Origin of the sequence: Variovorax sp. Root473 (assembly GCF_001426505.1) — a bacterium.
Classification (GTDB): Bacteria; Pseudomonadota; Gammaproteobacteria; order Burkholderiales; family Burkholderiaceae_C; genus Variovorax.
The window spans coordinates 153,129-170,772 of record NZ_LMEV01000020.1; the positions used below are offsets into that span (position 1 = coordinate 153,129).

Sequence of the window (17,644 nt, forward strand, 5' to 3'; positions counted from 1 at the left end):
TCGGTTCTTGAATCGGATCAGTCTGCGGTCATGCCGGCCTTCTTGGCCACATCGCCCAGGCGCTTGTATTCGGTGTCGGTGAGCGTGGTGAGCTCCTGCGCGCTCGAGCCGCGCGGCGAGAAGCCGGCCTGCTGCAGCTTGGCCTTCACGTCGGGCATCGCGAGCGCTTCGACGAAGGCTTCGTTCAGCGCCTTCACGATCGGCGCCGGCAGCTTCGCCGGCCCGTACACGCCGAACCACGGCTCCAGCGCGTAGCCCTTGAGGCCCGCTTCGGCCATCGTCGGCACGTCGGGCAGCGAGGGCGAGCGCGTGGCGCCCGCCACCGCCAGCGCGCGCAGCTTGCCGGCCTGGATGTGAGGCAGCGAGGCCGGCAGGTTGTCGAACATCACGCCGATGGTGTTGCCCAGCATGTCGGTGATGGCCGGGCCGCTGCCCTTGTAGGCCACGTGCGTGAGCTCGGTGCCGGTCATCTGCGCGAACATCACGCCGGCCAGGTTCATCGAGGTGCCGGCGCCGGCGGTGGCGTAGGGCAGGCCGGGGTTCTTCTTCGCGGCGGCGATGAGCTCGGGCACGGTCTTGATGGCCGAGCTTGCCGGCACTTCGAGCACGATGGTCGACATGCCCAGCAGGCTGATGGCCGTGAAGTCCTTGCGCGGATCGAAGGCCATCGACTTGTAGATGTGCGGGTTCAGCGCGTTGGTCGAGATGGCGCCGAAGCCGATCGTGTAGCCGTCGGGCGCGGCCTTGGCCACGGCGTCCATGCCGATGTTGCCGCCCGCGCCGCCGCGGTTGTCGATGAGCACCGGCTGGCCCAGCTTCTCCGACACCTTCTGGCCCACGGTGCGTGCCACGAGGTCGGTGGTGCCGCCGGCCGTGTAGGGCACGATGAACTTGATGGGCTTGGACGGAAAGTCGGCCGCGTGCGCCAGCAGGAACGGCGCCGCGAGCAGTGCGACGGCCGCCGCGCGGCGGGTGAGGGCGAAAGCGCTCTTCTTCATCTTCATGGCTTGAATTGGTCCTTGAGACCGGCCCAGCAGTCGGTGTAGTCGGTGTCGAGCGCCGGGCTTTGCAGCGCGAAGTTCGTCGGGATGAAACGGTAGCGGCTCTCGAACATGAAGGCCAGCGTGTTGTCCAGCTTGTGCGGCTTGAGGTCGGCGTGCGTGGCCTTGTCGAAGGCTTCCTCGTCGGGGCCGTGCGGCACCATGCAGTTGTGCAGGCTGGCGCCGCCGGGCTTGAAGCCGCCCGGCTTGGCGTCGTACTCGCCCAGCACCAGGCCCATGAACTCGCTCATGAGGTTGCGGTGGAACCATGGTGGACGGAAGGTGTTTTCCATCACCATCCAGCGCGGCGGGAAGATCACGAAGTCGCAGTTGGCCGTGCCGGGCGTGTCGCTGGGCGAGGTCAGCACGGTGAAGATCGACGGATCGGGATGGTCGAAGCTGATCGAGCCGATCACCATGAAGTTGGCCGTGTCGTACTTCACCGGCGCGAGGTTGCCGTGCCAGGCGACCACGTTGAAGGGCGATTGCTTCGTCGGCGCGCTCCAGAAGCGGCCGCCGAATTTCTTCACCAGCTCGTAGGCGCCGCCGTCTTCCTCGAAAGCCGCCACGGGCGCCTGGAAGTCGCGTGCGTTGGCCAGGCCGTTCGAGCCGATCGGGCCGAGTTCGGGCAGGCGGAAGTGCGCGCCGTAGTTCTCGCACACGTAGCCGCGCGAGAGGCCGTCGGGCAGCGCGACCTTGAAGGCCATGCCGCGCGGCAGCACCACGATTTCGCCGGGCTTGACGTCGAGCACGCCGAGCTCGGTCGTGATGACGAGGCGGCCTTGCTGCGGCACCAGCAGCATCTCGCCGTCGGCGTTGACGAAGGCGCGGTTGTCCATCGAACGGCCCGCGAGGTACATCAGCGAACCGATGCCGACCTGCGACTCGGCGTCGCCGTTGGCGGCCAGCGTGTGCATGCCGTCGACGAAGTCCTTGTCGGCCGCGCCGTCCAGCGCCAGCGGGCCCCAGCGCATCGGCTCGGGCGGCAGCGCGATCTCGCGGTCGGCGCCGGTGGTCCAGTGCGCCTGCGCGTACGGCTGGTAGCGGCCCGACACCACGGAGGGCTGGCGGCGGTACAGCCAGGTGCGGCGGTTCTCGTGGCGCGGCGCCGTGAAGGCGGTGCCCGAGAGCAGCTCGGTGTACAGGTCGAAGGGGCCGCGCTGCGGGTTGTTGCGGCCTTGGGGCAGCGCACCGGGCACGGCCTCGGAGGCGTACTCGTTGCCGAAGCCGCTCTGGTAGCGCCGTTCGGCTGCAGGGGTGGGGTGGGTCATGGGCTTCTCTTTCGAAAATCGCGATGAGGTGGGAGTGTGCGGATGCAGCGCAGCTCAGGCGGCGCGCGCGGCTTCGAAGGCTTCGCGCAGCACGGCCAGCGAGCCGACGTGGTTGGCCAGCACGAGCACGAGCCGTGCGTTGAAGGCGTGGCTTTCCTCGGTGGAAAGCCCTTGGTGGGCCTCGATGAGCGCCTCGTAGAAATCGTCGGGCGCTTCAAGGTTCGGCGTGGTGATCAGTTGCGGTTGCATCGGGGTCATGCCTTTGCCAGTGCGTGGTCGAGGGCCGCGCGCAGGTTCGCCGCCGTGGGGTGGCGCCAGCGCGCGCACACGTGCTGGTCGGGCCGCAGCAGGTAGACGGTGCCGGGCTGCGCGTCGTAGCGCTGCGTGGCGAGTTCGGCGTCGGCGCCAGTGCCTTCCACGCGCACGACGTGCAGCGCGAGGTCGCTGGCGTTCAGCGCCTGCAGGCTGCGCTCGGCGGCGTCGCCGGTGCCGAACACCAGCGCGGTGAAGCGCGCCACATGGCATTCGCGCAGCAGCCAGCCGATGCTGCCATCGGCGCGCCGCACGGGCGCATCGGCCGCCGCGGCGCCGGGCACCATCGCGCCGGCGAAGGTGTCGGCGTCGGGTGTGTTGAGCGGCGAGTCGCGCAGCACCGTGGCCACGGACAGCCGCCCGCTGTTGACCAGCGAGCGCGCGAAGGCGTGGCGCTTGGTCAGCTCGAGCACCGCGTCGCGGAACAGCCGGCTCACCTCGCTCTTGGGCGTGATGAAGTCGGTGGCGCGCGTCGAATTGCGGATGTTCTCGTCGGCCGCGAACTCGCGTTCACTCGCGTAGCTGTCGAGCAGTGCGTCGGGTGCGTCGCCGGCCAGCACGGCCGCGAGCTTCCAGGCGAGGTTGTCGGCATCCTGCACGCCCGAGTTGGCGCCGCGCGCGCCGAAGGGCGACACGCCGTGCGCCGAGTCGCCGGCGAACAGCACGCGGCCGTGGCGGAAGCGCTCCATGCGCTGGCAGGCGAAGGTGTAGACGCTGGCCCAGCCGATCTGGAACTGCACGCCTTCGAAGCCGATGCTGTCCAGCAGCGCGCGCACGCGCGGCGTGATGCGCTCGGGCTTGCGTTCTTCCACCGGGTCGGCGTCCCAGCCGAGCTGGAAGTCGACGCGCCACATGCCGTCGGCCTGCTTGTGCAGCAGCACGCTCTGGCCGGGGTGGAACGAGGGGTCGAACCAGAAGCGGCGCTCGGTGGGCAGCTGCGCGTCCATGCTGATGTCGGCGATCAGGAAGCGGTCACGGAACACGCGGCCCTTGGCTTCCTGCCCCAGCATCTGGCGCAGGTTGGAGCGCGAGCCGTCGCAGGCGGCGACGTAGCCGGCCTGCAGGCGGTACTCGCCCTCGGGCGTCTCGACCGTGAGCACTGCGCCATCCTCGCCTTGCGCGATGCCGGTGACCTTGTGGTTCCAGCGCAGGTCGATCAGCGGCAGTGCCGCGGCGCGCTCGACGAGGTAGCCCTCGACGTAGTACTGCTGCAGGTTGATGAAGGCCGGGCGCTCGTGGCCGGGCTCGGGCAGCAGGTCGAAGCGGTAGACCTGCTCGTCATGGAAGAACACCTTGCCGACGTTCCACGACACGCCCTTGTCCACCATGCGGTCGCCGCAGCCGAGGCGGTCGAACACCTCGAGCGTGCGCTTGGCGAAGCAGATCGCGCGCGAGCCGCTGGACAGGCTGTTGTCGTTGTCGAGCAGCACCACGGGCACCTGCCGCAGGGCGAGGTCGATGGCGAGCGTGAGGCCCACCGGGCCGGCGCCCACGACCACCACGGGGTGGCGGGCGGGCGCGGCGGCGTCCTGGTCGGGGTGGCGGGTGTAGTCGAAGCGCAGGCTTTGGTAGTCGATCACGTGGTGTCTCCGCGTCCTTGTCGTTTCCGTCGCCTTCCCCGCGCGGGGGAAGGTCGCGGCGCGATCAGCCTTCCAGGGCCTTCCACATGTCGATGTCGCGCTGCGCCGTCCACACGCGCGGGTCGGCGTGGCCCGAGGCCTCGTCGTACGCGCGGCTCACGTCGAAGGGCATGCAGTGGTCGAAGATGACCCATTGCTTGTACTTGGGCTGCAGCTTCGCGTAGGTTTCCTTGTAGACCGCGTTCAGGTCGCGGCCGGCCTTCACGCCGTCTTGCACGCTGGCGTACACGTCGGCGATGAAGTCGCGCGTTTCCTGCAGCCCCTTGGCCACGTCCTGCGGCGTGGTCAGGGCGGCGCCGCGGCCCGGCACCAGGGCCAGTGGCTTCAGGGCAGCGATGTTGTCCAGCGTCTGCGGCCAGTCCTGGAAGTAGGCGTCGCCCGCATACGGCGTGGCGCCGAACTCGACCAGGTCGCCCGACAGCAGCGCGCGCTCCTGCGGCAGCCAGACGACCGTGTCGCCCTTGGTGTGGCCGCGGCCCAGCTGCAGCAGCTGCACTTCGAGCGTCCCCAGCCACAGCGTCATCTTGCCGGTGAAGGTCATGGTGGGCCAGGTCAGGCCCGGGGGCACCGTCTCGACGTTCTGGAACAGGCGCGGGAAGCGGCCGATTTCGCTGGCCTTGTCTTCCTCGCCGCGCTCGACGATCAGGTCGCGCGTGTCCTGGCTGGCCAGGATGTGTTCGGCGCCGTAACCCGCCGCGCCCAGCACGCGCACCGCGTGGTAGTGGGTGAGCACCACGTACTTGATCGGCTTGTCGGTCACCTCGCGGATGCGGCGCACCACGTCGGCCGCCATGGCGGGCGTGGCCTGGGTGTCGGCCACCAGCACGCAGTCGTCGCCAATGATGATCCCGGTGTTCGGGTCGCCCTCGGCCGTGTAGGCCCAGGCATGCTCCGAGATCTGGCTGAAAGTGATCTTCTTTTCTTCCAGATCGGCCTGGCTGGCGAATTTCTTGGCTTGGCTCATCGTGGGTCTCCGGTGGGGTGGGTTTGGATTCTTTTCATTCGTTTAAGGCGAATGAGTTTGCAGATAACGAATGCGCGCAGTGTAAGCCCGAGATCGGTTCATGTCTAATGCCTTCTTCATGAACGAACAACCAGACGGCAAGGCGGCCATGGCGACTGTTGACCCCGACCGCGCCCAGCGCGGCATCCAGAGCATCGAAGTCGGCGGGCAACTGCTGCGCGCGCTGGTGCACCACGGCCGCCCGATGGCGCTCAAAGACCTTGCCCGCGAAGCGGACATGACGGCCGCCAAGGCCCACCCGTACATGGTGAGCTTCGGCCGGCTGGGCCTCATCGAGCAGGACCGCGCCAGCGGCCACTATCTGCTCGGCCCGCTGGCCTTGCAACTGGGGCTGATCAGCCTGCAGCAGGCCGACCCCGTGCACATCGCCACGGCGCTGATCGGCCAGCTCGCGCAGCAGATCGGCCACACCGTGGCGCTGGCCGTGTGGGGCGCGCGCGGCGCGACCATCGTGCGCACGGCCGAGTCGCCCTCGCCGGTGCACGTGAACATGCGCCACGGCACCGTGTTCTCGCTCACCAACACGGCCTCGGGCCGCGTCTTCGCCGCTTACCTCGATCCGGCCGTGGTGCGCGCGCAGCTCGAGGACGAGCGCCAGCGCCAGAAGCAGCGCAAGGGCGCCGCCGAGCCCGCGCCGCCGGCCGGCATGCCGCCGGTGCAGCCGCTGCCCTCGTGGAGCGACTTCGAGCGCCAGTGCCAGGAAGTGCGCGACCACGGCATCAGCCGCTCCGACGGCGAGGTGATCGAGGGCGTGAGCGCCATGGCCGCGCCCGTGTTCGACCACACCGGCGCCATCGTGCTGGCCGTGACCGCCATCGGCCCGGCCGGCATCTTCCACACCGCCTGGGACGGCGAGATCGCGCGCGCGCTCAAGGCCTGCGCGGGCACGGTGTCGCAGCGCCTGGGGGCGAGCAACAACCGGGGCGGGGTCGGCGCCGTGGTTCCCCCCGTTTCCGATCGATGACCCTGTTTTCTTCCGCCTTGTCTTCCACGTCTTCTTCCTCTGGCGCCGACGACCTCGCGCTGCGCATCGACGGCACCGTGGCGCTGCTGCGCGGTGCGCGGCGCATCGTGGTCTTCTCGGGCGCGGGGCTGTCCAGGGCCTCGGGCATCCCGACCTACCGCGACGCCGACGGCCTGTGGATGAGCCAGAACGCGCTCAAGTTCTCGCATGCCGAGGATCTCGCGCGCGACCCCGGCGGCTTCACCAGGTTCTGGGCCCAGCGCCTGTCGCTGATCGAGGCCGCGTCGCCCAACCCCGGCCACCTCGCGCTCGCGCAGCTGCAGCGGCTGCGCCCTGCGACGCGGCTCATCACGCAGAACGTCGACGGCCTCCTGGGCAAGGCCGGCGGTCAGGACGTGCTCGAACTGCACGGCTCGCTGCGCCGCTGGCGCTGCGACCACTGCGGCAACCGCAGCGGCCCGTGGCCGTTTCACCGCTGCCTGCGCTGCGGCTCGCACGCGCGGCCCGACGTGGTCATGTTCGGCGAGATGCTGAACGCCGGCGTGCTGCTCGACGCGCAAGTGGCAGCGCAGGAGTCCGACCTGTTCCTGGTGGTCGGCAGCACCACCATCGTCTACCCGGCGGCCGAACTGCCCAAGCTGGCGATGGCACGGGGGGCGCGGCTGGTCACGCTGAACATCGAGCCGCTGCCGCATCTGGACGATGCGGCGGCGGTGGTGTTGCGGGGGGCGTCGGAAGCGTTGTTGCCGCGCTTGCTGGCGGGCATGGCCGGCGACTGAAGCGAGCGCTGGCGCGCGGCTTCTCGCGCAGCACGCGCCAGCGCGCGAGGCTCTTGGCGGGCCAGTGGTCCTTGCGGTCGCAGTTCTCAGGCGCCGCCGGCGTGTCGGGCGGCAGCACCCCGAAGGCGTCGGCCCTGGCCGCGCCGGTGGGCATCAGCCCTTCTTGCCACCCAGCAGCACCAGCGCGCCGCCCACCACGATCGCCGCCACGCCGGCCCAGGACGGGATGTTGACGTTCTGTTTTTCCTTCACCGAGAACTCCAGCGGGCCGAGCTTGGCCTGGTGGGTTTCCTTGGTGAAGCTGAAGCCGCCGATGCCGAGCCCGGCGATGCCGGCGACGATCAGCAGGATGCCGACGATGCGCGTTGCGTTCATGGGGCGGGTCTCCTCGAGGTGGTTGGAAAGAACGGAAAAAGCGCAGGTCGCTCAGCGCCGCGCCGGTGCCGCGCGCGGCACTGGCGGTTGTTGCTGTTGCAGCTGGTCGACCCATTGCACGACCTCGGCCATGGCCGCGTCGCTCGCCGCGATGAGCGCCTTCACGCCGCCGGGCGCGTCGGCGCTGGCCGCGGGGCGGCGCACGGTGAAGGTCCGCTGGCCCATCACGCGGTCGCCGCCGGTGGCGCTGCGGACCAGCGTGGCGCGCACGCGCACGAGGCCCGTGCTGCTGGCCGGCGCGTCGAAGTAGTGGCTGAACTCGTCGAGCGAGATGCGCAGCGTGTCGGGCACGATGCTCTCGGTGCGCGCGAGCGTTGCGCTTTCTTCGGGGCCGAGCACGGTGCGGCGTTCGGCCAGCGTGTCGCGCAGCCGCTGGCGCAGCAGCTGCGCGGGCGGCTGGCTCCAGCGCGACTGGCCGTAGGGGCGCAGCTCGTTGGCGTCGGCGTAGCCCAGGCGGTACAGGATCTGCGTGCCGTCCAGGCGCGTGTTGCTGTCGAACTCCGCGAGGGACAGCGCCGGCAGTGCGGCCGTGGGCGCAGCAGCAGGTGCAGGGGCCGAAAGGCCGGGGCCGAAGTCGTACAGCGTGGCGCGCGCCGGCTTGTCGGGCAGCGCGCCGCAGCCGGCGAGCAGCAGCGCACAGCCGAGGCTGGCGAAGGCGTGGAGGGTGTTCTTCATGCGCATGGTGTTGTGCTCCCGGTCAATGGCGTGCGGCGGGCGCAACGAAGCCGGGCTCGCCCGGGCCCGCAGCCGCACCGCCGTTGCCGAACAGCAGCGATTGCGGGTTGTCGTTGATGCTGTCGGCCGCGCGGCCCAGGCGGCGCACCGCGTGCGCGGTGTCGTCGGCCACGCGGTTCACGCGCGGCAGGGTGGCGGCGTTGAACGAATCGACCGCCTGCGCCAGCGCCTTGGTGCCGTCGCTCAGGCGCTCGACCGGGCCGTCGGGCGCGTTGAGCCGGCCCACGGTGGTGTTGAAATTGTTGGCCACGCGCGAGACATCGCCGGCCGCCTTCTTCACCGTCGACAGCGTCTCGGGCATCGCGGCGAGCGTCGGATTCAGGCCGGTCTTGACGGTGTTGTCGAGTTGCTTGAGCAGCGTGTTGGCGCTGGCCGAGGCTGCCGCGATGTTCTCCAGCGCATCGGCCACGCGCTTCTGGTTGGCGTCGGCCAGCAGCGTGTTGGCGCGCTTGGTCACTTCTTCGACCTGGTCGATGATTTCCTCACCACGGTCCTGCAGCTTCGCGAGCATCGAGGGCTTGAGCGGAATGCGCGGCGGGTTGCCGTTGTCGGGCTTGAGCGCGACGGTCGACTGGCCCTCGTCGTCCAGCGCGATGAAGGCCAGGCCGGTCACGCCCTGGTAGCTCAGCGTGGCAAAGCTCGACGTGGTGAGCGGCACGCGCTCGTCGACCGTGATGCGCACGCGCACGTTGCCCTTGGTCTTGGGGTCGAAGTCGATCGAGGTCACCTTGCCGACCGAGATGCCGCGGTAGCGCACCTGGGCCTGCGGCTGCAGGCCGCTCACGGCGTCGCGGGTGGAGAGTTCGTACACGTTGCGCACGGTGTTGTCGCGCGTGAACCAGACCACCAGCGCGACGAGCGCGGCGATCAGGCCGAGCACGAAGGCGCCGGCGGCGAGGGCGTGGGCCTTGTTTTCCATGGGGACCTACCTTTCGTCAGCGCGCGCAGCCTCGGGCCGCGGCGCGGGTGGTTCAGCGGCGGCGGCGGGCTTGTCGTGCAGCGCCTCCAGGGCGCGCTGGCCGCGCCCGCCGAGAAAGTATTCGTGGATGAAGGGATGCGGGTAGGCGATGACTTCGCGCGCCGTGCCGCTCACGATCACCTTCTGGTCGGCCAGCACCGCGATGCGGGTGCTCAGGTCGAACAGGGTGTCCAGGTCGTGCGTGACCATCACGACCGTCAGGCCCAGCTCGCGGTGCAGGCCGCGCAGCAGGTCGCAGAAACTGTCGGAGGCCTCGGGGTCGAGGCCGGCGGTGGGTTCGTCCAGCAGCAGCAGCGGCGGGTCCATGATGAGCGCGCGCGCCAGCGCCACGCGCTTGATCATGCCGCCCGACAGGTCCGACGGGCTCTTGTTCGCATGCTGCGGCTCCAGCCCCACCATCTGCAGCTTCACGAGTGCGGCATGGCGGATCAGCGCGTCGGGCAGCAGCTTGAGTTCGCGCAACGGAAAGGCGATGTTCTCCAGCACGCTGAAGGCCGAGAACAGCGCGCCGTGCTGGAACAGCATGCCCACGTTGGCTGCGCCGGCCGCGCTGAGTTCGCCCGGGGCCTGGCCCAGCACCTCGACCGCGCCCTTCGTGGGTTTCTGCAGCCCGAGGATCTGTCGCAGCAACACCGTCTTGCCGGTGCCCGAGCCGCCGACGAGCGACAGCACCTCGCCGCGGTCGATGTGCAGGTCGAGGTCGCGATGCACCACCTGCTCGCCGTCGGTGTTCTTGAACACCGTCCATAGCTTGCGGATGTCGACCACCGTGCCGGGGGAAGAAGGCGTCGTGGCGGCGTTCATCCGCGGAATCCTATGCCCTTGAACAGGACGGCGAACAGCGCGTCGACCAGGATCACCGCGGTGATCGAGGTCACGACCGACGACGTGGTGCCGCGGCCCAGGCTCTCGGTGTTGGGCTTGACCTTCATGCCGAAGTAGCAGCCGATCAGCGCGATCAGCACGCCGAACACCGCCGACTTGGCCAGCGCCAGCCAGAGGTTGGCAATGGGCACCGCGCGCGGCAGGGCCGACAGGAAATACGCCGGCGAGATGCCCAGCGCCGCGTCGGCCGCGAGCATGCCGCCGGCCAGTGCCGCCATCGAGGTCCACAGGCTGATCAGCGGCATCGCGATGGCCAGCGCCAGCACGCGCGGCATCACGAGGCGAAAGCCGTGCGGGATGCCCATCACGCGCATGGCGTCGAGTTCTTCGGTGACGCGCATCACGCCGATCTGCGCCGTGATTGCCGAACCCGAGCGGCCCGCGATGAGTACGGCGGCCAGCACCGGCCCGAGCTCGCGGATCAGCGACAGCCCGAGGATGTTCACCACGAAGGTCTCGGCGCCGTACTGGCGCAGCTGCTGCGAAATCAGGTAGGCCAGCACCACGCCGATGAGCAGGCCGACCAGCGCCGTGATGTGCAGCGCCGTGGCGCCGAACTGATAGAGGTGGCCCGAGAAGTCGCGCCACGGCCCGCGGTGCGGCGCGCGCACCAGCGTGCACAGGTCCAGCGCGAGCTGGCCGATCAGGCCGACGAAATCGCGCAGCACCGCCATCGCGCGCGGGCCGTGAAGGGCGAATGCGCGCAGCCGGTCGGCGAGCGACTTCGGCGGCTCGTCGGGCGTGGCGACCGTGAACTTCGCCACCTGGTCGAGCACCGCCTGGTGCTGCGGCGCCAGTTCGAGCGTGGCCGGCCAGTCGTGGCGCCAGTGGTCCCACAGCAGCTGGGCGCCGATGTGGTCGAGCTGGCCGATGGGGCGCAGGTCCCAGGCGCGGTCGTCTCCGGGCGGCAACGCGGCGAGGTCCCTGGCCACCGCGTCCCAGGCCGGGCGCGACGACATCGCCAGCGTGGTCCAGCATCCGCTGGCCACGGCCCAGTTGCGGCCGTCCACGTCCTGCGTGCGCGCGCGCGGCGGCGCAGAGGTGTCGTCGGTGGCGGGCAGGTCGGCAGACGACGGGCTGGAAACCATGGACGTGCGTGTGAGGCGGTTTGTTAACAGGATGCAGGTGAGAGGGCGCATCGTAACCGCGTGCATCCGGAGCTTGTGTGCGTCCGGCCCTTCGTTCGCGTAGGGCCAGACGCCGTTTTTCAGGAGCCCTTCAGCTCCAGGCCCGGGCCAGCGCGTTCCATGCGCTGGCGATCACGGGCTCGTCGCGCCGGGCCGCCAGCGAGACGAAACGCAGCGCGCAATCGAGCCGCACGCGGTCGGCCAGCACGAGGCCGTGGGCCTGGCTTTCGCGGATCGCGATCGAGTCGCGCACCAGGCTCAGGCCCACGCCCGACTTGAGCAGGTCGAGCATCGAGGCTTCCTGGTCGACCAGCGCGACGCGCCGGGGCGCCAGGCCGAGCGGCCCGAACACGCGCTCCAGCAGGCGGTGGTGTGCCGACTCGGGCGGCGTGGCGAGCCAGGGCAGGGCGGCCAGCGCCTTCCAGTCGCGGCCGAGCACCTGCGGGCCCCAGCCGGCCGGCGCGACCACGCGGTAGCTGAACCGGGTGAGCGTGCGCACCGCCAGCGGCGCCGGCGCGGCGGTGTCCGGCTCATCGCCGGGATCGAGGTGAAAGCCCACGTCGAGCTCGCCGTGCAGCACCTGCGCCAGCACGCTGCCGCTCATGCCATGGCGCAGCTCGGTCTCGATCTGCGGCGCAGCCTCGACCAGCTCGCGCAGGAACACGCCCAGCCGCGTGAACTCGGGGTCGAGGATGGTGCCGATGCGCAGCGCCCCGCGCACCGTGACCTGCAGGTTGCGCGCGGCCTGCTGCAGGTCGCCCACGGCGGCCAGCACGCGTTCGGCCTGCGGCAGCATGGCTGCGCCGTCCGCCGTGAGCGCCAGCCCGTGCGGCGTGCGGGTGAACAGCGCCAGCCCCGTCTCTTCGGCGAAGCGCTTGAGCTGCAGACTCACGGCAGGCTGCGTGAGGTGCAGCTTTTCGGCGGCGCGCGAGACGTTGCCCTCGCGCGCCGCCAGGACGAAGGCGCGCAGAATCTGGAGGTCCATCGATGGCGCAGTCATATAAAGATGATTTATAGCGCCATCGACGCGAATTCATTGGCTTTCTCTACGCAGAGCGGGCCAAATTGCCTTCAGGAGACCCGAACATGCCCATCAGCACCCGAAATATCGATCACCACATCGCCGGCACTCCCGCCGCCAACACCTCCGGCCGTACGCAGGACGTGACCAACCCCGCCACCGGCGCTGTCACCGGCAAGGTCGGCCTCGCCGACGCGACGCAGGTTTCGGCCGCCGTGGCCGCCGCGCAGGCCGCGTTCCCCAAGTGGGCCGACACGCCGCCCCTTCGCCGGGCGCGCGTGATGTTCAAGTTCCTGGAGCTGCTCAACCAGCACAAGGACGAGCTCGCGCACCTCATCACCGCCGAGCACGGCAAGGTCTTCACCGACGCGCAGGGCGAAGTCAGCCGCGGCATCGACATCGTCGAGTTCGCCTGCGGCATTCCGCAGCTGCTCAAGGGCGACTTCACCGACCAGGTGAGCACCGGCATCGACAACTGGACGCTGCGCCAGCCGCTGGGCGTTGTGGCCGGCATCACGCCCTTCAACTTCCCGGTGATGGTGCCGATGTGGATGTTCCCGGTGGCCATTGCGGCGGGCAACACCTTCGTGCTCAAGCCCAGCCCGACCGACCCGAGCGCGTCGCTCTTCATGGCCGAGCTGCTCAAGCAGGCCGGCCTGCCCGACGGCGTGTTCAACGTGGTGCAGGGCGACAAGGTCGCGGTCGATGCGCTGCTGGAGCACCCCGACGTCAAGGCGATCAGCTTCGTCGGCTCCACGCCCATCGCCAACTACATCTATGAAACCGGCGCCCGCCACGGCAAGCGCGTGCAGGCGCTGGGCGGCGCGAAGAACCACATGGTCGTCATGCCCGACGCCGACATCGACCAGGCGGTCGACGCCCTCATCGGCGCCGGCTACGGCTCGGCCGGCGAGCGCTGCATGGCGATCAGCGTCGCGGTGCTGGTGGGCGACGTGGCCGACCGCCTGCTGCCCAAGCTCATCGAGCGCACCAAGACGCTGAAGGTGCTCAACGGCACCAACCTCGCGGCCGAGATGGGCCCGATCGTCACGCGCGCCGCGCACGAGCGCATCACCGGCTACATCGCGCAAGGCGAAAAGGAAGGCGCGAAGCTGCTGGTCGACGGGCGCACGTTCGACGGCAACCAGGCGGGCGAAGGCTGCGGCGACGGCTTCTGGATGGGCGGCACGCTGTTCGACCACGTCACGCCCGAGATGCGCATCTACAAGGAAGAGATCTTCGGCCCCGTGCTGGGCTGCCTGCGCGTGGCGACCTTCAAGGAAGCGGTGGACCTCATCAACGCGCACGAGTTCGGCAACGGCGTGAGCTGCTTCACGCGCGACGGCAACGTGGCGCGCGAGTTCGGCCGCCGCATCCAGGTCGGCATGGTCGGCATCAACGTGCCGATCCCGGTGCCGATGGCCTGGCACGGCTTCGGCGGCTGGAAGAAGAGCCTGTTCGGCGACATGCACGCGTACGGCGAAGAGGGCGTGCGCTTCTATACGAAGCAGAAGTCGATCATGCAGCGCTGGCCCGAGAGCATCGGCAAGGGCGCCGAGTTCGTGATGCCGACGGCGAAATAAGCCCACCCCCGACTCTCGCGCACTTCGTGTCGCTCGCATCCCCCCTCGAGGGGGCGCTCCCGGCGGCCCGGCAGAGCCGGTTCCGCGGGCGCACCGGCAAGGCATGGGTGCGTGACGACGTCGTGTGCCGAAGAAAAGAACAACCAGATTGGAGACACCGTTGAGCGACACCACCTTCGACTACATCATCATCGGCGCCGGCACCGCCGGCTCGCTCATCGCCAACCGCCTGAGCGCCGACAAGACCAAGCGTGTGCTGCTCATCGAGGCCGGCCGCAAGGACGACTACCACTGGATCCACATTCCGGTGGGTTACCTCTACTGCATCGGCAATCCGCGCACCGACTGGCTCTACAACACCGAGCCCGACGCGGGCCTCAACGGCCGCACGCTGCGCTACCCGCGCGGCAAGACGCTGGGCGGCTGCTCCAGCATCAACGGCATGATCTACATGCGCGGCCAGTCGCGCGACTACGACCAGTGGGCGTCCCTCACGGGCGACGACGGCTGGCGCTGGCAGAACGTGCTGCCGGCCTTTCGCAAGCACGAAGACTTCTACCTCGGTGCCGACGAGATGCACGGCGCGGGCGGCGAGTGGCGCGTCGAGAAGCAGCGGCTGCGCTGGGACATCCTCGACGCCTTTGCCGATGCGGCCGTGCAGGCCGGCGTGCCGCACACCACCGACTTCAATCGCGGCAGCAACGAAGGCGTGGGCTACTTCCAGGTCAACCAGAAGAACGGCTGGCGCTGGAACACCGCCAAGGCCTTCCTGCGGCCCACCTGCTACGGCCGCCCGAACTTCGAGCTGTGGACCGGTGCGCAGGTGTCGCGCCTGCTGTTCGAGACGCTGCCCGACGGCACGAAACGCTGCACCGGCGCGCAGGTGTGGAACGGGTCCGAAATGAGCACCGCGCACGCGGAGTGCGAAGTGATCCTCAGTGCGGGCGCCATCGGCTCGCCGCAGATCCTGCAGCTGTCGGGCATCGGCCCGGCCGACCTGCTGCGCCAGCACGGCATCGACGTGGCGGTCGACGCGCCCGGCGTCGGCGCCAACCTGCAGGACCACCTGCAGATCCGTGCGGTCTACAAGATCAACGGCGCGCCCACCCTCAACGTGCTGGCCTCGTCGATGGTCGGCAAGGCGAAGATCGGCCTGGAATACCTGCTCAAACGCAGCGGCCCGATGAGCATGGCGCCGTCGCAGCTGGGCGCGTTCACGCGCAGCTCGCCCGACCGCGAGTGGCCCAACATCCAGTACCACGTGCAGCCGCTGTCGCTCGATGCCTTCGGCGAGCCGCTGCACAGCTTTCCGGCCTTCACCGCGAGCGTGTGCAACCTGAACCCGACGAGCCGGGGCTCGGTGCGCATCAAGAGCCCGCGCTTCGAAGACGCACCGGCCATCGCGCCCAACTACCTGAGCACCGAGGAAGACCGCAAGGTCGCGGCCGATTCGCTGCGCGTGACGCGCCGCATCGCGCAGCAGCCGGCGCTCGCGAAGTACCAGCCCGAAGAGTGGAAGCCTGGCGTGCAGTACCAGAGCGACGAAGACCTCGCGCGGCTGGCCGGCGACATCGCCACCACCATCTTCCATCCGGTCGGCACCACGAAGATGGGCGCCGACAGCGACCCGATGGCGGTGCTCGACGCCCACCTGCGCGTGCGCGGCGTGCGCGGCCTGCGTGTGGTCGATGCGGGTGCGATGCCCACCATCACGAGCGGCAACACCAACAGCCCGACGCTGATGATGGCGGAGAAGGCCGCAGGCTGGATCCTCGAAGACAACCGCCACCGCTGAGCCGGCCTCGGCGGCGCGGCGCGGGCGGGTGCGTCGACGGAGCGCCTACCGGTCGAAGAACGCCAGCTTGCGCGCGCGAGGCAGCGCCTTGAGTGTGATCTCCGCCCGCAGCGCGGCACCCCTGTCAGGGTACTGGCGCGCCGCCAGCACCCGCTGCGGCGGACGCGCACGCGTGAACTTGGCGCCCAGCCCGAAGACATGCAGGAAGAAGCGTTGCTCCACGTCGAGCGCGATGCCCGCGTAGTACACGCCGCCTTCGCATTCGAGCAGGTAGAGCCAGTAGGGCTGCGGCGGCGATGGATCGGGCAAGGTTCTGGGCACGTTGCGATTGTGCGGGCGGGCCGGGGGTGGCTTTGAAGCGTGCGTTGAACGAAGGTTTCGCCCAAGAGTTCATTCGCCAAACGCACCAAGTCCTTCCATTTTTTCATTAGCCAACGGCGCGGGTTTCGCACATATTGGCCGGGTTCCGCCCTTCCATTTGTTCGGCCTTTCTTCCCCTGGAGCGCCCATGCCTGAAGCCCAGACCCCCGATTGCGTTCCCGCCGAAGTCGAACAACTGCTGCAGCGCCTGGGCGTGCCGCGCTCGGCCCACACCGGCGGCGAGTTGACGGTGCGCTCGCCGGTCAGCGGCGAGGTGATCGCGCAGGTGCCGCAGACCACGGCCGTCGAAGCCACCGCCGCCATCGGCCGCGCGCACGAGGCCTTCAAGGCCTGGCGCCTGGTGCCGGCACCGCGCCGCGGCGAACTGGTGCGCCTGCTGGGCGAAGCGCTGCGCGCCGCCAAGCGCGACCTGGGTCGCCTCGTCACGCTGGAGGCCGGCAAGATCCCGTCCGAAGGTGCGGGCGAGGTGCAGGAAATGATCGACATCTGCGACTTCGCCGTCGGCCTCTCGCGCCAGCTCTACGGCCTCACGCTGGCCACCGAGCGCGCCGAGCACCGGATGATGGAAACCTGGCACCCGCTGGGCGTGTGCGGCGTGATCTCGGCCTTCAACTTTCCCGTGGCCGTGTGGTCGTGGAACGCGGCGCTCGCGCTGGTGTGCGGCGACCCGGTGGTGTGGAAGCCTTCCGAGAAAACACCGCTCACCGCGCTGGCCGTGCACGCCATCGCGCAGCGCGCCATTGAACGCTTCGGCGATGCACCCGAAGGCCTGCTCGGCCTGCTGCTGGGCCCGCGCGACATCGGCGAGGTGCTGGTGGCCGACCCGCGCGTGCCGATCCTCTCGGCCACCGGCTCCACGGCGATGGGCCGTCAGGTCGCGCCGAAACTCGCGGCGCGCTTTGCCCGCGCCATTCTTGAACTGGGCGGCAACAACGCCGCCATCGTCACGCCCTCGGCCGACCTGGACCTCACGCTGCGCGGCATCGCGTTCGCGGCCATGGGCACGGCCGGCCAGCGCTGCACGACGCTGCGGCGCCTGTTCGTGCACGACAGCGTGTACGACCAGCTGGTGCCCAAGCTCGCGAAGGTCTATGGCAATGTGCGCGTGGGCGATCCGCGCGAGGCCGGCACGCTGGTCGGTCCGCTGATCGACCGCGCGGCCTTCGACGGCATGCAGAAGGCCCTGAACGAAAGCCGCGAGATCGGCGCCACGGTACACGGCGGCCAGCGCGTCGACGGCATCGGCACGCCGGACGCCTACTACGTGCGCCCCGCGCTGGTCGAACTGAAATCGCACGACGGCCCGGTGCTGCGCGAGACCTTCGCGCCCATCCTCTACGTGGTGCGCTACCGCACGCTCGACGAAGCCATCGAATGGCACAACGCGGTGGGCGCGGGCCTGTCGTCCTCGATCTTCACGCTCAACGTGCGCGAGGCCGAGCGCTTCATGTCCAGCGCGGGTTCGGACTGCGGCATCGCCAACGTCAACATCGGCCCCAGCGGTGCCGAGATCGGCGGCGCCTTCGGTGGCGAGAAGGAAACCGGCGGCGGACGCGAAGCGGGCTCGGACAGCTGGAAGGCCTACATGCGCCGCGCGACCAACACCATCAACTACTCGACGGCACTTCCCCTTGCGCAGGGCGTGATCTTCGACATCGGGAATTGAGGCTCGC

17 protein-coding genes are annotated in these 17,644 nt (G+C 69.6%); 5 read left to right on the forward strand and 12 right to left on the reverse strand.

Annotation, left to right across the window (positions count from 1 at the left end):
• Positions 1 to 17: 17 nt before the first annotated feature.
• The 5 genes from ASD34_RS25480 to ASD34_RS25500 all read right to left on the reverse strand — a co-directional run bounded on the left by ASD34_RS25480 (position 18) and on the right by ASD34_RS25500 (position 5,227).
• Positions 18 to 998, reverse strand: a complete 981-nt coding sequence (locus ASD34_RS25480) for a Bug family tripartite tricarboxylate transporter substrate binding protein (RefSeq protein ID WP_056584676.1) — start codon at positions 996 to 998, stop codon at positions 18 to 20.
• 2 nt (positions 999 to 1,000) lie between these two features.
• Complete coding sequence (gene hmgA / locus ASD34_RS25485; RefSeq protein ID WP_056583947.1) at positions 1,001 to 2,311, reverse strand: homogentisate 1,2-dioxygenase; 1,311 nt, start codon at positions 2,309 to 2,311, stop codon at positions 1,001 to 1,003.
• Between the two features lie 54 nt (positions 2,312 to 2,365).
• Positions 2,366 to 2,560 (reverse strand): DUF2783 domain-containing protein, encoded by a 195-nt coding sequence (locus tag ASD34_RS25490; RefSeq protein ID WP_056583950.1) that lies wholly within the window; start codon positions 2,558 to 2,560, stop codon positions 2,366 to 2,368.
• A 5-nt stretch (positions 2,561 to 2,565) separates the two neighbouring features.
• Complete coding sequence (locus ASD34_RS25495) at positions 2,566 to 4,203, reverse strand: FAD-dependent oxidoreductase (RefSeq protein ID WP_056583954.1); 1,638 nt, start codon at positions 4,201 to 4,203, stop codon at positions 2,566 to 2,568.
• A 64-nt stretch (positions 4,204 to 4,267) separates the two neighbouring features.
• Positions 4,268 to 5,227: an MBL fold metallo-hydrolase gene (locus ASD34_RS25500; RefSeq protein ID WP_056583957.1), complete on the reverse strand. Its 960-nt coding sequence runs from the start codon at positions 5,225 to 5,227 to the stop codon at positions 4,268 to 4,270.
• Between the two features lie 148 nt (positions 5,228 to 5,375).
• Here ASD34_RS25500 and ASD34_RS25505 point away from each other — a divergent pair, with 148 nt between their 5' ends.
• Positions 5,376 to 6,251 (forward strand): IclR family transcriptional regulator, encoded by an 876-nt coding sequence (locus tag ASD34_RS25505; protein ID WP_056584679.1) that lies wholly within the window; start codon positions 5,376 to 5,378, stop codon positions 6,249 to 6,251.
• A gap of 17 nt (positions 6,252 to 6,268) precedes the next feature.
• Entirely contained in the window at positions 6,269 to 7,030 is a 762-nt protein-coding gene (locus tag ASD34_RS25510; RefSeq protein WP_235510255.1) for an SIR2 family NAD-dependent protein deacylase, read from the forward strand.
• 153 nt (positions 7,031 to 7,183) lie between these two features.
• On the opposite strand, the gene ASD34_RS25515 is transcribed toward ASD34_RS25510, so the two are convergent.
• The 6 genes from ASD34_RS25515 to ASD34_RS25540 form a co-directional block, all read right to left on the reverse strand.
• Positions 7,184 to 7,405: a hypothetical protein gene (locus tag ASD34_RS25515; protein WP_056583963.1), complete on the reverse strand. Its 222-nt coding sequence runs from the start codon at positions 7,403 to 7,405 to the stop codon at positions 7,184 to 7,186.
• A gap of 51 nt (positions 7,406 to 7,456) precedes the next feature.
• Positions 7,457 to 8,140: an ABC-type transport auxiliary lipoprotein family protein gene (locus tag ASD34_RS25520; RefSeq protein ID WP_056584682.1), complete on the reverse strand. Its 684-nt coding sequence runs from the start codon at positions 8,138 to 8,140 to the stop codon at positions 7,457 to 7,459.
• 22 nt (positions 8,141 to 8,162) lie between these two features.
• Complete coding sequence (locus tag ASD34_RS25525) at positions 8,163 to 9,119, reverse strand: MlaD family protein (RefSeq protein ID WP_056583966.1); 957 nt, start codon at positions 9,117 to 9,119, stop codon at positions 8,163 to 8,165.
• Between the two features lie 6 nt (positions 9,120 to 9,125).
• On the reverse strand, positions 9,126 to 9,983 hold the full coding sequence (locus ASD34_RS25530; protein WP_056583969.1) for an ABC transporter ATP-binding protein: 858 nt from the start codon (positions 9,981 to 9,983) through the stop codon (positions 9,126 to 9,128).
• A complete protein-coding gene (locus tag ASD34_RS25535) occupies positions 9,980 to 11,152 on the reverse strand; it encodes an MlaE family ABC transporter permease (protein ID WP_056583972.1) in 1,173 nt (390 codons plus the stop codon). The genes ASD34_RS25530 and ASD34_RS25535 overlap by 4 nt, the downstream gene beginning before the upstream one ends.
• A 130-nt stretch (positions 11,153 to 11,282) precedes the next feature.
• Positions 11,283 to 12,191: a LysR family transcriptional regulator gene (locus tag ASD34_RS25540; protein ID WP_056583978.1), complete on the reverse strand. Its 909-nt coding sequence runs from the start codon at positions 12,189 to 12,191 to the stop codon at positions 11,283 to 11,285.
• 86 nt (positions 12,192 to 12,277) lie between these two features.
• Here ASD34_RS25540 and ASD34_RS25545 point away from each other — a divergent pair, with 86 nt between their 5' ends.
• Positions 12,278 to 13,795 carry a CoA-acylating methylmalonate-semialdehyde dehydrogenase gene (locus tag ASD34_RS25545; protein WP_082549082.1) on the forward strand — a complete coding sequence of 506 codons (1,518 nt, stop codon included), beginning with the start codon at positions 12,278 to 12,280 and terminating at the stop codon, positions 13,793 to 13,795.
• Between the two features lie 160 nt (positions 13,796 to 13,955).
• On the forward strand, positions 13,956 to 15,590 hold the full coding sequence (locus tag ASD34_RS25550; protein ID WP_056583981.1) for a GMC family oxidoreductase: 1,635 nt from the start codon (positions 13,956 to 13,958) through the stop codon (positions 15,588 to 15,590).
• A gap of 45 nt (positions 15,591 to 15,635) precedes the next feature.
• Here ASD34_RS25550 and ASD34_RS25555 read toward each other — a convergent pair whose 3' ends face one another.
• Entirely contained in the window at positions 15,636 to 15,911 is a 276-nt protein-coding gene (locus ASD34_RS25555) for a GIY-YIG nuclease family protein (protein WP_056583983.1), read from the reverse strand.
• Between the two features lie 187 nt (positions 15,912 to 16,098).
• Between ASD34_RS25555 and ASD34_RS25560 the strand changes: the two genes are divergently transcribed.
• Entirely contained in the window at positions 16,099 to 17,637 is a 1,539-nt protein-coding gene (locus ASD34_RS25560; protein ID WP_056583986.1) for an aldehyde dehydrogenase family protein, read from the forward strand.
• The last annotated feature ends 7 nt before the right edge of the window (positions 17,638 to 17,644 follow it).

Coding starts and splice junctions, on each gene's coding strand:
- ASD34_RS25535 (WP_056583972.1), bottom strand. CDS start 11,152: ATGGTTTCCAGCCCGTCGTCTGCCGACCTGCCCGCCACCGACGACACC.
- ASD34_RS25545 (WP_082549082.1), top strand. CDS start 12,278: ATGCCCATCAGCACCCGAAATATCGATCACCACATCGCCGGCACTCCC.
- hmgA (WP_056583947.1), bottom strand. CDS start 2,311: ATGACCCACCCCACCCCTGCAGCCGAACGGCGCTACCAGAGCGGCTTC.
- ASD34_RS25500 (WP_056583957.1), bottom strand. CDS start 5,227: ATGAGCCAAGCCAAGAAATTCGCCAGCCAGGCCGATCTGGAAGAAAAG.
- ASD34_RS25490 (WP_056583950.1), bottom strand. CDS start 2,560: ATGCAACCGCAACTGATCACCACGCCGAACCTTGAAGCGCCCGACGAT.
- ASD34_RS25515 (WP_056583963.1), bottom strand. CDS start 7,405: ATGAACGCAACGCGCATCGTCGGCATCCTGCTGATCGTCGCCGGCATC.
- ASD34_RS25520 (WP_056584682.1), bottom strand. CDS start 8,140: ATGAAGAACACCCTCCACGCCTTCGCCAGCCTCGGCTGTGCGCTGCTG.
- ASD34_RS25480 (WP_056584676.1), bottom strand. CDS start 998: ATGAAGAAGAGCGCTTTCGCCCTCACCCGCCGCGCGGCGGCCGTCGCA.
- ASD34_RS25530 (WP_056583969.1), bottom strand. CDS start 9,983: ATGAACGCCGCCACGACGCCTTCTTCCCCCGGCACGGTGGTCGACATC.
- ASD34_RS25525 (WP_056583966.1), bottom strand. CDS start 9,119: ATGGAAAACAAGGCCCACGCCCTCGCCGCCGGCGCCTTCGTGCTCGGC.
- ASD34_RS25505 (WP_056584679.1), top strand. CDS start 5,376: ATGGCGACTGTTGACCCCGACCGCGCCCAGCGCGGCATCCAGAGCATC.
- ASD34_RS25540 (WP_056583978.1), bottom strand. CDS start 12,191: ATGACTGCGCCATCGATGGACCTCCAGATTCTGCGCGCCTTCGTCCTG.
- ASD34_RS25560 (WP_056583986.1), top strand. CDS start 16,099: ATGCCTGAAGCCCAGACCCCCGATTGCGTTCCCGCCGAAGTCGAACAA.